At 64.5% G+C, this 13595-nt stretch carries 17 protein-coding genes and 2 pseudogenes; 10 read left to right on the plus strand and 9 right to left on the minus strand.

Features of this window, described 5'->3' with window-relative positions; all coding sequences use genetic code 11:
• Positions 1-807 (plus strand): pentapeptide repeat-containing protein, encoded by an 807-nt coding sequence (locus ASH04_RS21400; protein ID WP_032372549.1) that lies wholly within the window; start codon positions 1-3, stop codon positions 805-807.
• 4 nt (positions 808-811) lie between these two features.
• On the opposite strand, the gene ASH04_RS26700 is transcribed toward ASH04_RS21400, so the two are convergent.
• Positions 812-1009 carry a helix-hairpin-helix domain-containing protein gene (locus ASH04_RS26700; RefSeq protein ID WP_032392717.1) on the minus strand — a complete coding sequence of 66 codons (198 nt, stop codon included), beginning with the start codon at positions 1007-1009 and terminating at the stop codon, positions 812-814.
• Between the two features lie 35 nt (positions 1010-1044).
• On the opposite strand from ASH04_RS26700, the gene ASH04_RS21410 reads away from it, so the two are divergent.
• Complete coding sequence (locus tag ASH04_RS21410) at positions 1045-1932, plus strand: oxidoreductase (protein WP_027495223.1); 888 nt, start codon at positions 1045-1047, stop codon at positions 1930-1932.
• Here ASH04_RS21410 and ASH04_RS21415 read toward each other — a convergent pair.
• Positions 1920-2453, minus strand: coding sequence for a TetR/AcrR family transcriptional regulator (locus tag ASH04_RS21415; protein WP_027495222.1), 534 nt, complete (start codon positions 2451-2453; stop codon positions 1920-1922). The two genes, ASH04_RS21410 and ASH04_RS21415, sit on opposite strands and share 13 nt — an antisense overlap.
• A gap of 60 nt (positions 2454-2513) precedes the next feature.
• Here ASH04_RS21415 and zapE point away from each other — a divergent pair, with 60 nt between their 5' ends.
• The 5 genes from zapE (at position 2514) to ASH04_RS21440 (ending at position 6474) form a co-directional block, all read left to right on the plus strand.
• Positions 2514-3470 carry a cell division protein ZapE gene (gene zapE, locus ASH04_RS21420; RefSeq protein WP_082519368.1) on the plus strand — a complete coding sequence of 319 codons (957 nt, stop codon included), beginning with the start codon at positions 2514-2516 and terminating at the stop codon, positions 3468-3470.
• Between the two features lie 102 nt (positions 3471-3572).
• Positions 3573-3947 (plus strand): hypothetical protein, encoded by a 375-nt coding sequence (locus tag ASH04_RS21425; protein ID WP_141214870.1) that lies wholly within the window; start codon positions 3573-3575, stop codon positions 3945-3947.
• Positions 3948-4035: 88 nt separating this feature from the next.
• On the plus strand, positions 4036-5145 hold the full coding sequence (locus tag ASH04_RS21430; protein ID WP_057474480.1) for an LLM class flavin-dependent oxidoreductase: 1110 nt from the start codon (positions 4036-4038) through the stop codon (positions 5143-5145).
• The gene (locus ASH04_RS21435; RefSeq protein ID WP_032367902.1) at positions 5135-5590 is read left to right on the plus strand and encodes a MarR family winged helix-turn-helix transcriptional regulator; all 456 of its coding nucleotides are present in this window, start codon (positions 5135-5137) and stop codon (positions 5588-5590) included. Before ASH04_RS21430 ends, ASH04_RS21435 begins: the two co-directional genes overlap by 11 nt.
• Positions 5590-6474, plus strand: coding sequence for a pirin family protein (locus ASH04_RS21440; protein ID WP_156394625.1), 885 nt, complete (start codon positions 5590-5592; stop codon positions 6472-6474). Before ASH04_RS21435 ends, ASH04_RS21440 begins: the two co-directional genes overlap by 1 nt.
• Before the next feature lie 26 nt (positions 6475-6500).
• Here ASH04_RS21440 and ASH04_RS21445 read toward each other — a convergent pair whose 3' ends face one another.
• The 6 genes and pseudogenes from ASH04_RS21445 to ASH04_RS21470 all read right to left on the minus strand — a co-directional run bounded on the left by ASH04_RS21445 (position 6501) and on the right by ASH04_RS21470 (position 9606).
• On the minus strand, positions 6501-7046 hold the full coding sequence (locus ASH04_RS21445) for a ribonuclease H family protein (RefSeq protein ID WP_032367901.1): 546 nt from the start codon (positions 7044-7046) through the stop codon (positions 6501-6503).
• 113 nt (positions 7047-7159) lie between these two features.
• Positions 7160-7603 (minus strand): MBL fold metallo-hydrolase (locus ASH04_RS21450; RefSeq protein WP_057474636.1); only part of this gene is annotated, 444 nt, incomplete at its 5' end.
• Position 7604: 1 nt separating this feature from the next.
• Positions 7605-7893 (minus strand): annotated as a pseudogene (locus ASH04_RS21455) (MBL fold metallo-hydrolase); the annotation flags it as partial.
• A 1-nt stretch (position 7894) separates the two neighbouring features.
• Positions 7895-8065, minus strand: a pseudogene (locus tag ASH04_RS26705) (MBL fold metallo-hydrolase); the annotation flags it as partial.
• Between the two features lie 60 nt (positions 8066-8125).
• The gene (locus ASH04_RS21465; RefSeq protein ID WP_082519370.1) at positions 8126-9217 is read right to left on the minus strand and encodes an S-(hydroxymethyl)mycothiol dehydrogenase; all 1092 of its coding nucleotides are present in this window, start codon (positions 9215-9217) and stop codon (positions 8126-8128) included.
• Positions 9218-9345: 128 nt separating this feature from the next.
• Positions 9346-9606, minus strand: coding sequence for a DUF3263 domain-containing protein (locus tag ASH04_RS21470; RefSeq protein WP_230074136.1), 261 nt, complete (start codon positions 9604-9606; stop codon positions 9346-9348).
• Positions 9607-9739: 133 nt separating this feature from the next.
• Between ASH04_RS21470 and ASH04_RS21480 the strand changes: the two genes are divergently transcribed.
• The 3 genes from ASH04_RS21480 to ASH04_RS21490 all read left to right on the plus strand — a co-directional run bounded on the left by ASH04_RS21480 (position 9740) and on the right by ASH04_RS21490 (position 12697).
• Positions 9740-11032: a LuxR C-terminal-related transcriptional regulator gene (locus tag ASH04_RS21480; RefSeq protein ID WP_057474483.1), complete on the plus strand. Its 1293-nt coding sequence runs from the start codon at positions 9740-9742 to the stop codon at positions 11030-11032.
• The gene (locus ASH04_RS21485; RefSeq protein WP_228139323.1) at positions 11029-12042 is read left to right on the plus strand and encodes a GlxA family transcriptional regulator; all 1014 of its coding nucleotides are present in this window, start codon (positions 11029-11031) and stop codon (positions 12040-12042) included. The genes ASH04_RS21480 and ASH04_RS21485 overlap by 4 nt, the downstream gene beginning before the upstream one ends.
• A gap of 109 nt (positions 12043-12151) precedes the next feature.
• A complete protein-coding gene (locus ASH04_RS21490; RefSeq protein ID WP_045841620.1) occupies positions 12152-12697 on the plus strand; it encodes an MmyB family transcriptional regulator in 546 nt (181 codons plus the stop codon).
• Here the strand turns inward: ASH04_RS21490 and ASH04_RS21495 are convergent.
• On the minus strand, positions 12643-13518 hold the full coding sequence (locus ASH04_RS21495) for a helix-turn-helix transcriptional regulator (protein WP_052053602.1): 876 nt from the start codon (positions 13516-13518) through the stop codon (positions 12643-12645). The genes ASH04_RS21490 and ASH04_RS21495 overlap by 55 nt on opposite strands.
• Positions 13519-13595: the final 77 nt, after the last annotated feature.

Raw genomic sequence — 13595 nt, forward strand, 5'->3', positions numbered from 1 at the left:
ATGAGCCCACCCGAGAATCTGCTCGCCGATTGCGGCAGCTGCTTCGGACTCTGTTGCGTTGCTCTGCCCTTCGCCAAGTCGTCGGATTTCGCCGTCGACAAAGCCGCCGGGGAACCGTGCCGCAACCTTCAGAAGGACTCGCGCTGCGGCATCCACTCGTCGCTTCGGGAGAAGGGCTTTCCCGGATGCACGGTGTACGACTGTTTCGGTGCTGGGCAGAAAGTGTCGCAATCGACGTTCGCGGGACGGGACTGGCGAGAAACGCCGTCGAACTCGTCGGAGATGTTCGCGGTGTTCCCGATCATGCGGGATCTGCACGAGTTGCTCTGGTACCTGGCAGATGCACGTGGCCGGACATCGACCGCATCCCTGCACAGCCGGCTTACCCACGAGTACGAGGAGCTGGACGCTCTCACGTCGGAGACTCCCGAGGTCCTGTTGTCGGTCGACGTCTTCGCAGTGCGCTCGCGGGTCAACGAGGCGCTGCTCGATGCAAGCGATCTGGTGCGCGCAGAGGTGTCGGGCAAGAAGAAGAACTACCGCGGACGCGACATGATCGGGGCCAAGCTGGCCGGTGCGGACCTCCGCGGTGCGAGCTTGCGGGGCACGTACCTGATCGGGGCGAATCTGCGCGGTGCCGACTTGCGCTGGGCCGACCTGATCGGGGCCGATTTTCGCGGTGCCGATCTCCGCGGTGCGAATCTGCGCGAGACGATCTTCGCGACGCAATTCCAGATCAATGCGGCGCTCGGTGACAGATCGACACAACTACCCGAGGCGTTGACCCGTCCCGGACATTGGACGTGACCGTTCAGCTCAGTGACCTGCCGGTGCGCTCGAGCGCTTCCTGAACGATCCTCACTGCCTTCGGTCCGACTCCGTGCAGTGATGCGAGCTCGGCAGCGGGCAACCCGGCCAGGTCGTCGAGACCGGTATATCCCGCAGCTCGCAATGCCCGCATCGCGGGGTTTCCGATCCCCGTCGGAAAAACGGGTTCTGTTGTACTCACCGGCGCATTCTAAAACAGACCGGTAGCCTGTTGCCGTGCCCGAAACCAAGCAGAAACGCGTTGTCATCACCGGAGCGAATACCGGTATCGGCTACTACACAGCTTTGGAGCTGGCCAAGCGCGGCGATCACGTGACGCTTGCCTGCCGCAACCAGGACAAGGCCGACGCCGCAGCGGCGAAGATCCGCGCGGAGGCCCCGAACGGAACTGTCGACACGGCCACCCTCGACCTGGCCGATCTCGGTTCGGTCCGCAAGTACGCCGAGTCGGCTCCCGAATCGATCGACATTCTGATCAACAATGCGGGCGTCATGATGCCGGCGAAGCGAACCGAAACGAAGGATGGGTTCGAGCTCCAGATCGGCACCAACCACCTCGGTCATTTCGCGCTGACCGGATTGCTGTTCCCCAAGCTCGCCGCCGACGCGAAGATCACGACCGTCGCCTCGGTCGCGCACCGTCAGCGCCCCAAGCTCGACTTCGACGACCTCCAGCTCGAGCGTGGCTACAACGCGCAACGTGGATACGCGAACTCCAAGCTCGCGAACATCCTGTTCGCGCTGGAACTGCAGCGTCGGATCGACAAGGCCGGATCCAAGGTCACCAGCAATGCGGCACACCCCGGCATCTCGTCGACCGAGCTCTACTCGAGCCCGGATGGTCTGGGCAGCAACAAGATCCTGGCGACCCTGGCACCCATCGGACTCAAGTTCATCTCTCAGTCTGCCCGCGCCGGAGCGCTTCCCACGCTCTATGCAGTCGACGTCGCAGGCGGCGGTACCTACAGCGGTCCCACATCGCTGTTCGAGTCCCGCGGCAAGCCTGGCCCGGCGAGCATGACCAAGATGGCTCAGGATCCCGCACTCGCAGCCCAGCTGTGGGACGCCAGCGAGAAACTCACTGGAGTCGGCTACCCGTTCTGAGACGGAATCCCGGCGAGATAGACCGATATCGGAAGCCGTAGTCCCGCAGCCCCTTTCGCGGTTCCACGGCCGAAAATCGCGTCGGCCATCAGCCCTTCGCACAGCGAGACCAAGCCGTCTCCGTGGGCTGGCTCGTCGAACAGTTCTCTGGCCCGTTCGAGTGAGAAGAACGAACGGGCCAAGTCGGCCCTGATGTCGGCCGGGACCGCAGGATCGAGCATCAGCGCGTAGCGGGCCCGGAGCTCGACCATGCGATGGGTGATCGCATGGTCGAGATAGCGTGCGATCACCGTCGCAACATCGGTTTCGGTTCCGACGATCCCCAGAAAGGATGCCCGCGAGAGCTCGATCAGGCGGGTAGCCACGGCGGCGAGCAGATCGGCCTTGGTGCGGAAGTAGTACGACGTGGAGCCTGCCGGAAAGTCCAGCGCCGAATCGATCGACCGGTGCGTCAACACGCGCAAGCCGTCTCGGGCGATGACACCCAGTGCGGCGTCGGCGATGGCGGTGCGGCGGTCCACAGCAGTGACCCTACACACGCACTCTACAAATGTAGAGTCGCGGGGCGTACGGTTCGTTACATGAGGCCGACCGCATCGCGACACGTCTTCGACGCTGCATTCACGCTCGACGACGCCCAGGCCGCAGCGGCAGACATGCTGTCGACACCCGGCGACAGAGGTGTCTACCTGTGGGGACCGGTCGGGCGTGGCAAGACCTGGCTGTTGGACAGCTACTTCGCCGCGGCCGACACTTCTGCGAAGAAGCGCGTGCACTTCCACAGCTTCTTCCGCGATCTCCACGCGGCGTACTTTCGCCACGGGTTTTCCATCGACGCAGCCATCGACGATGTCCTGTCGACAGGATCGGCTCCGGCGGCACTGCTGTGCTTCGACGAATTTCACGTCCACGACATCGGAGACGCCCGCCTCATCACGCGGATGCTCGACGCACTCTTTGCCCGTGACGTCGTCCTGGTCGTCACCTCGAACTACGCGCCCGACGAATTGCTGCCGAATCCGCTGTTCCACCCGACGTTCGTCCCGACGATCGAGAAGCTGAAGCAGTGCCTCGAGGTGGTCTGCGTCGACGGCCCCGTCGACTACCGCGCCGCCGGTACCAGTGGATCACGGTTCGCCTCGGGTACGTGGACTGTGGAGCCCGTCTCGGGTGGTCGGACGTTTGCCGAGCTGTGTTGTGCTGCCCGCTCGACGGGCGATTACCTCGAGATGGTCCAGCAAGCACCGCAGCTGACGATCACCGACATTCCGGCTCTCGCGAGCGTGGACGACTTCGCGGCTCAGCGCTTCGCGAATCTCGTAGATGTCCTGTACGACCGCGATGTGCGTACCGAATTCCACAGCGTGGTGCCGCTGACCGAATTCGCCGTCGGACGTAGCGGACTCGATACCGACAGACTGATCAGTCGACTCAGCGAACTGGGCTCTCGGTCACGCACGAGTGCGAACAACCGTCACCGGCCCGCAACACAAAGGGAGACACCCACTACTGACGGCGGTCGGGGGCGACAGCAGTAGCGGGTGTCTCATTGACGATTCGGGGCCCGTCGCCGGGTGGATGGGTAGCGGATGGGAAATTCTTTCGAAGTTTTTTCACCGACCGAGGCATAGCCTGTGACCATGCCTTTCACAGCAGCGAACCACTACGACTTCAGCGGTGACGACGTCACCGGAACCGTCGACGCCCATCGCTCCGCCGGAGTGTGGGCGGCGCAGCTCGTCCTCAGTGGAGAAACGCTGGAATCCACCGACGTCACCCGATCCGATCTGGGATTCGAGGTGCGGACCGTCGTCGAGACCCTCTCGGACGGTAATCGGACCCACCTGCTCGTCGTTCTGCCCCGCGTCAATATCGATACGGACGACGGCCAGGACGTCACGTTCACCTCCTACGCAGTGCTGTACACCGTGCACGGCGGAACCACCGAGCAGCACGGCCCTACCGAGTCGTACGACGTGCGGTTGCTCACCGGAACCGCGTCGCTCGTGCAGTGACCGCCGCGGAAATAACCCGGACCGCACCCCGGTTGTACGGCATAGTCAATGCAAACGCATGAACTTGTCGTTCGGGTAGGAGCACGCCATGCAGTTCGGAATCTTCACCGTCGGAGATGTCACCACCGACCCCACCACCGGGACGACGCCCTCCGAGCACGAGCGCATTCGATCGATGGTCACCATCGCCAAGCATGCCGAGGACGTTGGTCTGGATGTTTTCGCGACCGGCGAGCATCACAATCCGCCGTTCGTACCCTCGTCACCGACGACCATGCTCGGCTACATCGCGGCCACCACCGAGAAGTTGATCCTGTCGACGTCGACGACGCTGATCACGACGAACGACCCGGTCAAGATCGCCGAGGACTACGCGATGCTCCAGCATCTGTCCGAGGGACGCATCGACCTCATCATGGGTCGCGGCAACACCGGCCCGGTCTACCCGTGGTTCGGACAGGACATCCGTCAGGGCATCCCATTGGCTCTGGAGAACTACCAGCTGCTGCGACGCCTGTGGACCGAGGACGTCGTCACGTGGAAGGGAAACTTCCGGACGCCACTCGACCGGTTCACGTCCACTCCCCGTCCGCTCGACGACATCGCGCCGTTCGTCTGGCACGGGTCGATCCGCAGCCCGGAGATCGCAGAAATCGCCGCCTACCACGGTGACGGCTTCTTCGCGAACAACATCTTCTGGCCGAAAGAGCACTACATCCAGCTCATCGATCTCTACCGGGAACGCTACGAGCACTACGGCCACGGCCGCGCCGACCAGGCCATCGTCGGTCTCGGCGGTCAGGTGTTCATGCGCAAGAACAGCCAGGACGCGGTGAACGAATTCCGACCGTACTTCGACAACGCACCCGTCTACGGCCACGGCCCCACGATGGAGGAGTTCACCGAGCAGACCCCGCTGACCGTCGGATCGCCACAGCAGGTGATCGAGAAGACGCTCGCATTCGCAGACTACTTCGGCGACTACCAGCGTCAACTGTTCCTGATGGACCACGCCGGCCTGCCGCTGAAGACAGTGCTCGAGCAACTCGACATCCTGGGCGAAGACGTCGTACCGGTACTGCGCAAGGAATTCGCTGCCCGACGCCCAGCCGGCGTTCCAGAGAATCCTCCGACCCACGCCTCGATGCTGGCAGAGAAGGCCGCGGCCGCTGCGAAGGAACCAGCAGTTGCCGTCTGACACGGAGGTGGCGGTGAACGCCTGGGAGTCGCTCTTTCGCTCCCAGGTTTCCCTGATGCGCCGGTTCGCCGCCGACGACATCTGGGATCCGATCGGCATGCGCGAATACGACGTGCTGTTCACCCTGAGCACCAGCCCGGACCGCAGACTCCGGCTGCGTCGACTCAACGACGAGATCCTGCTCAGCCAACCGTCGCTGAGCCGGATGTGCGACCGGCTCGAGGCGATGGGTTACGTTGTCCGAGAGCACGATCCGTCGGACAAACGCGGGACCGTGATCTGCCTGACGGACGCGGGATCAGACCTGCAGGCCTCGATCGGACGCAAACACGCCGCCCGCATCAGGCGCTACGTCGGCGATGCATTGAACACCGACGAGCTCAGGACACTCGACAGTCTGTGCACCAAGCTCAGACTCGCCCAGACCGACATCCGGGAGCACTGATGATCCAGGTCCTCACCCCACGCGAGGTTCCACTCGGCGGCCCTCGTGCCATGAAGGTGCGCCGCACCCTGCCGCACAAGGACCGATCCCTCATCGGCGCATGGTGCTTCGCAGACCACTACGGGCCCGAGCACTCGCGCATGGACGTCGCACCGCACCCGCACACCGGCCTGCAGACGGTCAGCTGGCTGTTCTCCGGTGAAATCGAGCATCGCGACAGCGTCGGATCTCATGCGATGGTGCGGCCCGGGGAGCTCAACCTGATGACGGCCGGGCAGGGCATCAGCCACTCCGAGGTGTCGACACCCGACACCGACATCCTGCACGGGATGCAGCTGTGGGTGGCACTGCCCGCCGTATCTCGTTTCGTGGCACCGACTTTCGAGCACTACGTTCCCGATTCGATCCCCCGGCCCGGCCTGACCGCTCGGGTGTTTCTCGGATCGCTTCTGGGCGAGACCTCGCCGGTGTCGACGTACACGCCACTGCTCGGAGCGGAGATCGTGCTCGACGCCGGGGCGCGGGTCAGCGTCGAGATCGACGAGTCCTACGAACACGGAGTTGTCGTCGACCAAGGATCGGTGACGCTGAACGAGACCGATCTGGCCGCAGCCGAACTCGGCTACCTCGAACCCGGGCACCGGTCGATGCAGCTCCACAATCCCGCCCGCGAACCGGTTCGATTCCTCCTGTTGGGCGGTCCGCCGTTCGGTGAACAGATAGTCATGTGGTGGAACTTCGTCGGCCGCAGCCACGAGGACGTGGTGGAGTATCGGGCCGCGTACGAGGCCGAGAACGGTCAGTTCGGCACCGTGGAGGGCTACCCCGGGCCCAGGTTGCACGCACCGGAACTACCCAACGCGCGGATGAGACCCCGCGGCTGATCCGGAACATGCGCGCGGCTCGGCCGTCAGAACAGGGTGGCGATCTCCGGTTCGGACGGGCGCGGCGCAGCGGGAACGGATTCCTTCTGTGCAACGGGTCCGCTGCGAGCCTCGGTCGGTGCAGGCACCGCGTTCGCTCCGGCGGCCGCGATGGCACGGGCGGCTTCGCCCGCCAGCGCGTCGGCTGCTTCGTTGAAGTGATTGCCGACGTGGCCGCGAACCCACCGGAATCGCACCGGCCCTTCGCGTTCGGTGATGGCTCGCTCGATGCTCTGCACCAGATCGAGGTTGCGCACGGGGGTGCCGCCCGCAGTCTTCCACCCCTTGCGCTTCCAGCCTGCCAGCCACTCCGACGCGCACTTGATGGCGTACTGAGAGTCCGATTCGATCAGCAACGGCTCCGGGCCGGGGTGGGCCAACACTGCCTCGAGCAAGGCGCGGAGCTCGGCTACCTGGTTGGTGCCCGAGGGCTCGCCGCCGGAGTTGCTCGGACCCGTGTGATTGACCCACGCCCACCCGATTGCTCCGCCGGGGTTACGCAGACAAGAGCCGTCCGTACTCACGATGATCACGGACAGGACCCTACTTCGGGCCACCGACAAACCCCGGCTGACTCGCCCCGGCAGCCGGGAGAGACTTCTCCCAAGCTGGGCATGGCTGACACTGTGCTGCGAAACATCGAACCTCAATTCCCGCGGGCGATCCATTCTTCGAGGTGCGGGGACTCGTCCCCGATACTCGTTCCGTCTCCGTGCCCGGTGTTGACCCGGGTCTCGGCGGGCAACGCGAACAACCGATCCCGAATCGAGCCGATGATCGTCGGGAAATCCGAATACGACCGACCCGTCGCACCTGGCCCACCGGAGAACAACGTGTCCCCCGAGAACAACTGACCCGCCTCGGGCAGATACAGACAACTCGACCCCGGCGAATGACCGGGAGTATGCAACGCCACGATCTCCGTCCCCGCGACGGTGATCCGCTGACCGTCCTCGAGCACCGAATGCCCGATGCCCGGATGCGTCTGCTCCCACAACACATCATCGGCCGGATGCAACAGAATCGGCGCATCCAACTCCCCCGACAACTGCGGCGCGACCGTCACATGATCGTTGTGACCATGCGTACANTCTCCGTCCCCGCGACGGTGATCCGCTGACCGTCCTCGAGCACCGAATGCCCGATGCCCGGATGCGTCTGCTCCCACAACACATCATCGGCCGGATGCAACAGAATCGGCGCATCCAACTCCCCCGACAACTGCGGCGCGACCGTCACATGATCGTTGTGACCATGCGTACACACGATCGCCCGCACGTGCCGACCGGCGACCGCATCGACGATCGGACCGGCCGTATGCGCAGCATCGACGATCACCACCTCGTCGTCGTCACCGACCAACCAGATGTTGTTGTCGACNCCGACCGGCGACCGCATCGACGATCGGACCGGCCGTATGCGCAGCATCGACGATCACCACCTCGTCGTCGTCACCGACCAACCAGATGTTGTTGTCGACCTCCCACTCGCCACCATCGAGCGCGAACGTCCCCGACGTGACGACCTTCTCGACCCGCAACTGCCCGCTCACAGGACCACCACCGAACGCAGCACCGTGCCCTGATGCATCTTCTCGAACGCCGCCTCGATATCACCGAGACCGATCCGTTCGGTCACGAACTTCCAGCACCGTGCCCTGATGCATCTTCTCGAACGCCGCCTCGATATCACCGAGACCGATCCGTTCGGTCACGAACTTCTCGAGCGGCAACCGGCCCTGCTCGTACAGATCGACCAACATCGGAAAATCACGCTCCGGCAGGCAATCGCCGTACCACGACGACTTCAACGACCCACCCCGGGAAAAGAAATCGATCAACGGCATCTCGACCGTCATCTCCGGCGTCGGCACCCCGACGAGGACGACCGTCCCGGCGAGATCGCGGGCGTAGAACGCCTGCTTCCACGTCTCCGGGCGACCGACGGCATCGATGACCACATCCGCCCCGAACCCACCGGTCAACTCCTGGATGGCCTCGACGGCATCGACCTGCGAGGCATCGACAGTGTGGGTGGCACCGAGTTCGAGAGCCCAGTCGAGTTTTTTCTTGTCGCGGTCGACGGCGATGATCGTCGACGCCCCCGCCAGGCGGGCCCCGGCGATCGCGGCATCACCGACACCGCCGCACCCGATCACCGCCACCGAATCACCGCGGGAAACGTTCCCGGTGTTCATCGCCGCACCCAGCCCGGCCATCACCCCACACCCGAGCAGACCGACGACCGCCGGATCGGACTCCGGGTCGACCTTGGTGCACTGGCCTTCGTGGACGAGAGTCTTGTCGGCGAACGCCCCGATCCCCAACGCCGGCGAGAGTTCGATGCCGTCGGCGAGAGTCATCTTCTTCGACGCATTGTGGGTGTCGAAGCAATACCAGGGGGTGCCCTTCTTGCAGGCTCGGCATTCCCCGCACACCGCCCGCCAGTTCAACACCACGAAATCACCGACCTCGACATGAGTGACAGCATCGCCGATCGCTTCGACGGTGCCCGCGGCTTCGTGGCCGAGCAGGAACGGGAACTCGTCGTTGATACCGCCCTCGCGGTAATGCAGATCGGTATGACACACCCCGCACGCGGCGATGGTGACCACGACATCGTTCGGGCCGGGATCGGGAACCGCCCTCGCGGTAATGCAGATCGGTATGACACACCCCGCACGCGGCGATGGTGACCACGACATCGTTCGGGCCGGGATCGGGAATGGTGATCGTCTCGATCGAGACGGGCTCACCCTTCGCCTTGGCGACGACGGCATGAACGGTTTGTGACACAAGCACTCCTGGGGTCAGGTGATGTACGGAGGACGATTCACTCGCCGAGCCAGAGCCTGCGGCGGCACACCTCGAGCAACGCGGACATCGTGTCGCGGTCGAGAGTCGATTCTGTGTCGGGTTCGCGAAGCACTGCGGCGAGTCTGGTGAAGTATTCGGTCGGGCTGATTCCGAACCCGACCAGAATGTCCTCGGCCGGCCCGCCGCCGTAGGGCATCCACCGGGTCGCGAAGTCGATCATGCGCTTCGTTTCCGGGCAGCCGAGAGTCGACGCGAGGGTTTCGGTGGTCGTCCTCAACGGTGTTCCCTTCGTCGATGAATCCGATGTCCAGGTTGTCGTCCTACCGCGAGAAAAGAACCACGCACAACGGCTAGCAATCACTGGCCGAACGGACATCACACGACGCCGCTCCGAGTACTAGGATGCGCACGTGAGCAGCCCTGCCCCGTCGACCCCCGCCAGGTCCGAACCGACCGACTCGCTCGCCGCGCTTCGGGAGGTCCTGACCGGTCCGCTGGTCGAGATAGCTGCTCGTTTTTCGTGGTGGTCGTCGCAGCGGTATCCGCACTCGGCGATGATCATTTTCACCAGGGAATGCACCGGCCGTCCGAGAAAAGTCAGTGGCGACGAGTCGATGACGAGCCGCGTGACGATCAAGGAGCTCGACGACCTCAAGCAATCGGTGCAGCAGAGTGGGCGCCGAGCTCTGGACGGCCCGGGGCGCCTGGCCGGTGCACAGCGACGTCTCGCGACGCAACTCGACGACACGACCGACACCCTGCTGGTCCTGGTGCCCAAATCGGCTGCGCCGCAGTTCGATCCGGACTCCGACGTCGGCGTTGCCTTCGGAATCGTAGCCACCTCCATACGCCATCAGGTGGTCCAGGCAAGTCCTGCGTATCTCGCCGAATCCCTGGCGGCCTCGAGCGAGCGTGCTCGGGTGATCTCGGAGATGGTCGACGCCCACGTCGATACCCTCACGTCCGTGCTGTCCACGCTGCGCTCGAAGGACCTCGATGACGCGCGAGCACGCGCAACCGCCAGCGATACCGCGTCGGCGGCACTGATCGAGCTTCGCTCCATCGAAGAAGCCAACCGTGAGCTGGGGCAGGAAGCAGTGACCACCGCCTTCGCCAGGCTGCAGGGGGAGCTCGCCACTGTGTTGGACCAGTCCTCGATCGACGTCGAATACGTCGCTCCCCCAGTCGACGGAAGACCGGTCCCCGGCGAGATCGCACGCGCGGCGCGAGCCGTGGTTCGGACCGTCGTACTCGCCTACGTGGCTCAGCCGGATGTTCGACGGGTACGTATCGCGTGGGATTGCGACGGAACCAACCTGCTGCTCGAAGTCCGCAACGACGGCCTGCATGCCTGCGACACCGAGACTCTGACCCAACAGCTCTCCGGACGCGTGCACACCCTCCGGGGATCGATCTCATTCGAATCCACCGCTGGGTGGGGATCACGTGTGAGCATCGCGATTCCTCTCGACCCGCCTCCCGCACGAGCCGACGAACAACTACTCGCCGGCCTCAACCGTCGCGAGAGAGAAGTTCTCGGCTACCTCGCATACGGCAAGCGCAACAAGGACATTGCCGCGAGCCTCAACATCGGCGAGAGCACGGTGAAATTCCACGTCGCAAGCATCCTGAAGAAACTCGAGGTCAAGACCCGCGGTGAAGCGGGTGCCGTGGGCATGAAGGCCGGAATCCGAGCATCGTGACGCGTTCGACCACTCGGGTGAACGACGACCCGTCTCGGCGTGGTCCGACCCAGCGTCGGCGCATCGGCATTCTGCTCTTCGACCAGGTCAAGATGCTCGACTTCGTCGGCCCGGCCGAGGTCTTCCTCGAAGCGAACCAGCGAGTCGACGGCTACGACATCGTCTTCCTCTCGATCGACGGCGGTGACGTGGTGACCTCGATGGGAATGACGGTGTCGGTGAACGCCGCCGTTGCCGACAGCGGCGACTTCGACACCCTCATCGTTCCCGGTAGCGAATCGGCTCCGGCCGTCTTCGAGGACCCGGCGTTGCTCGACGCGGTGGCGCTGCTCGCCCCCCGAGCGCGGCGGGTGGCGTCGATCTGCAGTGGGGCGTTCGCGCTGGCGGGAACCGGTCTGCTCGACGGCCGGAGTGCGACCACTCATTGGAAGTTCACGTCGGCTCTGGCGGAACGCTTTCCCGACACGCGTGTCCAACCCGATTCGATCTTCGTTCGCGACGGCGACATCTACACCTCGGCCGGGGTCGCTGCCGGAATCGATCTGGCGTTGGCGTTGGTCGAAAGTGATCACGGTGCCCCGATAGCCAGAACGGTCGCGCAACTACTGCTGGTGTACATGCAGCGCTCCGGCGGCCAGTCGCAGTATTCGGTGTCGCTGAAGGGTCCGCCGCCGCGGACCCAGGTCTCTCGCGCTATCACCGACTACATCCATGCCGACCCGACACGACCCGCGAACCTGAGCGCTCTCGCGGCACACGCCAATGTCAGTGTGCGGCATCTCAATCGCATCGTGCGCGAGGAACTGGGCACGACGCCTCTCGATTACGTGACCGCGATGCGTCTCGATATCGCGGTGGCCGCACTCGAGTCCGGCTACTCGGTGGCCCGGGCCGCTGCCGACGCAGGATTCGGCACGCCCGCTGCTTTTCGGCGTGCGTTCGTCACCAAGTTCGGTGTGACACCGTCGGATTACCAGAGAAAGTTCCGCACGACCGATCCAGCCCAGTGATACTCGGCCCCAACGCTTTCGTTCACCTCGGGAGGATCGAACACCGCCGGTCGAAGGTGTCCCTGGCAGGGTTACCGGACCGGCGACCGCCTGGATCTATGGTCGAATCATGCACAACGTGGAGGCGCTCGAGTCCTGGGCGTATTCGCCTGCAGTACTGCTGGATCGGCATCTGACCGTCGAATCGTCCACGATGCTCGCTCGCGCGGTGTCGCCGAGCTTCGCCGAGGGGGTCAATCTGGCCGTGTTCACATTCGTCGACGCCGGTTCGCTCTGCGGCGATCGAGACGATCCCGCCGCCGACCCGCCTGCCGGGTGGGAATCGTCGGCGGATCAGGTGGTCGCCATGCTTCGTGAGTCGTTGGATCGGCACGAGCCAGACGACTCCTTTCGCCGCATCGTCGGCGAACTGTCCACCCGTAGTTCGGCATTCGCGCAGAAGTGGGCCGGTGAGACCAGCGCGAGAAAAACCGGAACCGTGACGATCGAACATGCCGTCGTCGGTCCGTTGATGCTCGACTACCTGTTGATGCCTGCCGCCGAGGACCACGTACTGATGGTGCTGCGGCCCCGAACAGCACAGTCGAGGGCAGCTCTACGTCAACTGGCCGACGCGGTCCGATCGTCCGAATCGGACCGAGGAACAACGAACTGAGTGTCGCGGCTGGGGACTCCGGCAACCAGATGCCGGATCGCCGATGCCGACCGACTACCGGGATCGGCGAAGTAGGTGGTGATGAACTGCCCACCCTCGCCGACGATCTCCAAAGTCTGCGAACGGAATTCGACCAGACCGAACGGCTCCACCGGGACGACGGAGATGCTCGACGACAACGGCCGTACGTCGTGTTTGGCCCACATCCTGCGAAAAGCGCGGCTCTCCACCGACAATCGGCCCACCAACTCCGTCAGTCGCGGGTGACCCGGTGCCGCGTGGAATCGCAGCGCCGACACCATTCGCTGCGCCGTGACGGCCCAGTCCTCCGGCGAGGCGGCACTGTGCTCGTGCGCGAACACATCGAGCATCAGGTTGGTACCCACTTTCAGGCCCGGCGTCATCAGCGCAGCCGGACCGTTGAGCGCAAGCAGATCGTGATGGCGGTCGGTGATGTACGCCGGCGTGTGGACCCACTGCTCCAACACCCGGGCCGACGCCTCGGTCACTCGCGGCGGAAGCGCCTCGACCACGGCCGGGCCGGACTGCGCGCGCGCCACCCGGTGGAAGTACGCCCGCTCGTCCTCGTCCAAACGCAGAGCCCGACTCAGCGCAGCCAGAACCTGCTCGGAGGGTTGATGATTGCGCCCCTGCTCGAGCCTCAGGTAGTAGTCGGCGCTGATATCGGCGAGCCGGGCGATCTCTTCTCGTCGCAGGCCGCGCACTCGGCGGTTGCCGTCGCGCACCAGACCCACCTGCTCGGGTTGCAGCGATTCCCGGCGCACCCGAAGGAAGTCCGCAAGCAACGAGCGTTCGGCCATCGTCAGGACCTCCTGTCGACAACCATCATCTCCTACCCGCCGTCCCGAATCGAGTACGAATCCGGCCCTCTGTCGAC

The sequence above is a fragment of the Rhodococcus sp. Leaf233 genome (assembly GCF_001426165.1).
GTDB lineage: Bacteria > Actinomycetota > Actinomycetes > Mycobacteriales > Mycobacteriaceae > Rhodococcoides > Rhodococcoides fascians.

Bases quoted from the DNA above. Each gene is read 5' to 3' on its own strand.
- ASH04_RS21490 (WP_045841620.1), top strand. From the start codon at position 12,152: ATGCACAACGTGGAGGCGCTCGAGTCCTGGGCGTATTCGCCTGCAGTA.
- ASH04_RS21430 (WP_057474480.1), top strand. From the start codon at position 4,036: ATGCAGTTCGGAATCTTCACCGTCGGAGATGTCACCACCGACCCCACC.
- ASH04_RS21400 (WP_032372549.1), top strand. From the start codon at position 1: ATGAGCCCACCCGAGAATCTGCTCGCCGATTGCGGCAGCTGCTTCGGA.
- ASH04_RS21465 (WP_082519370.1), bottom strand. From the start codon at position 9,217: ATGTCGTGGTCACCATCGCCGCGTGCGGGGTGTGTCATACCGATCTGC.
- ASH04_RS21440 (WP_156394625.1), top strand. From the start codon at position 5,590: ATGATCCAGGTCCTCACCCCACGCGAGGTTCCACTCGGCGGCCCTCGT.
- zapE (WP_082519368.1), top strand. From the start codon at position 2,514: ATGAGGCCGACCGCATCGCGACACGTCTTCGACGCTGCATTCACGCTC.
- ASH04_RS21495 (WP_052053602.1), bottom strand. From the start codon at position 13,518: ATGGCCGAACGCTCGTTGCTTGCGGACTTCCTTCGGGTGCGCCGGGAA.
- ASH04_RS21425 (WP_141214870.1), top strand. From the start codon at position 3,573: ATGCCTTTCACAGCAGCGAACCACTACGACTTCAGCGGTGACGACGTC.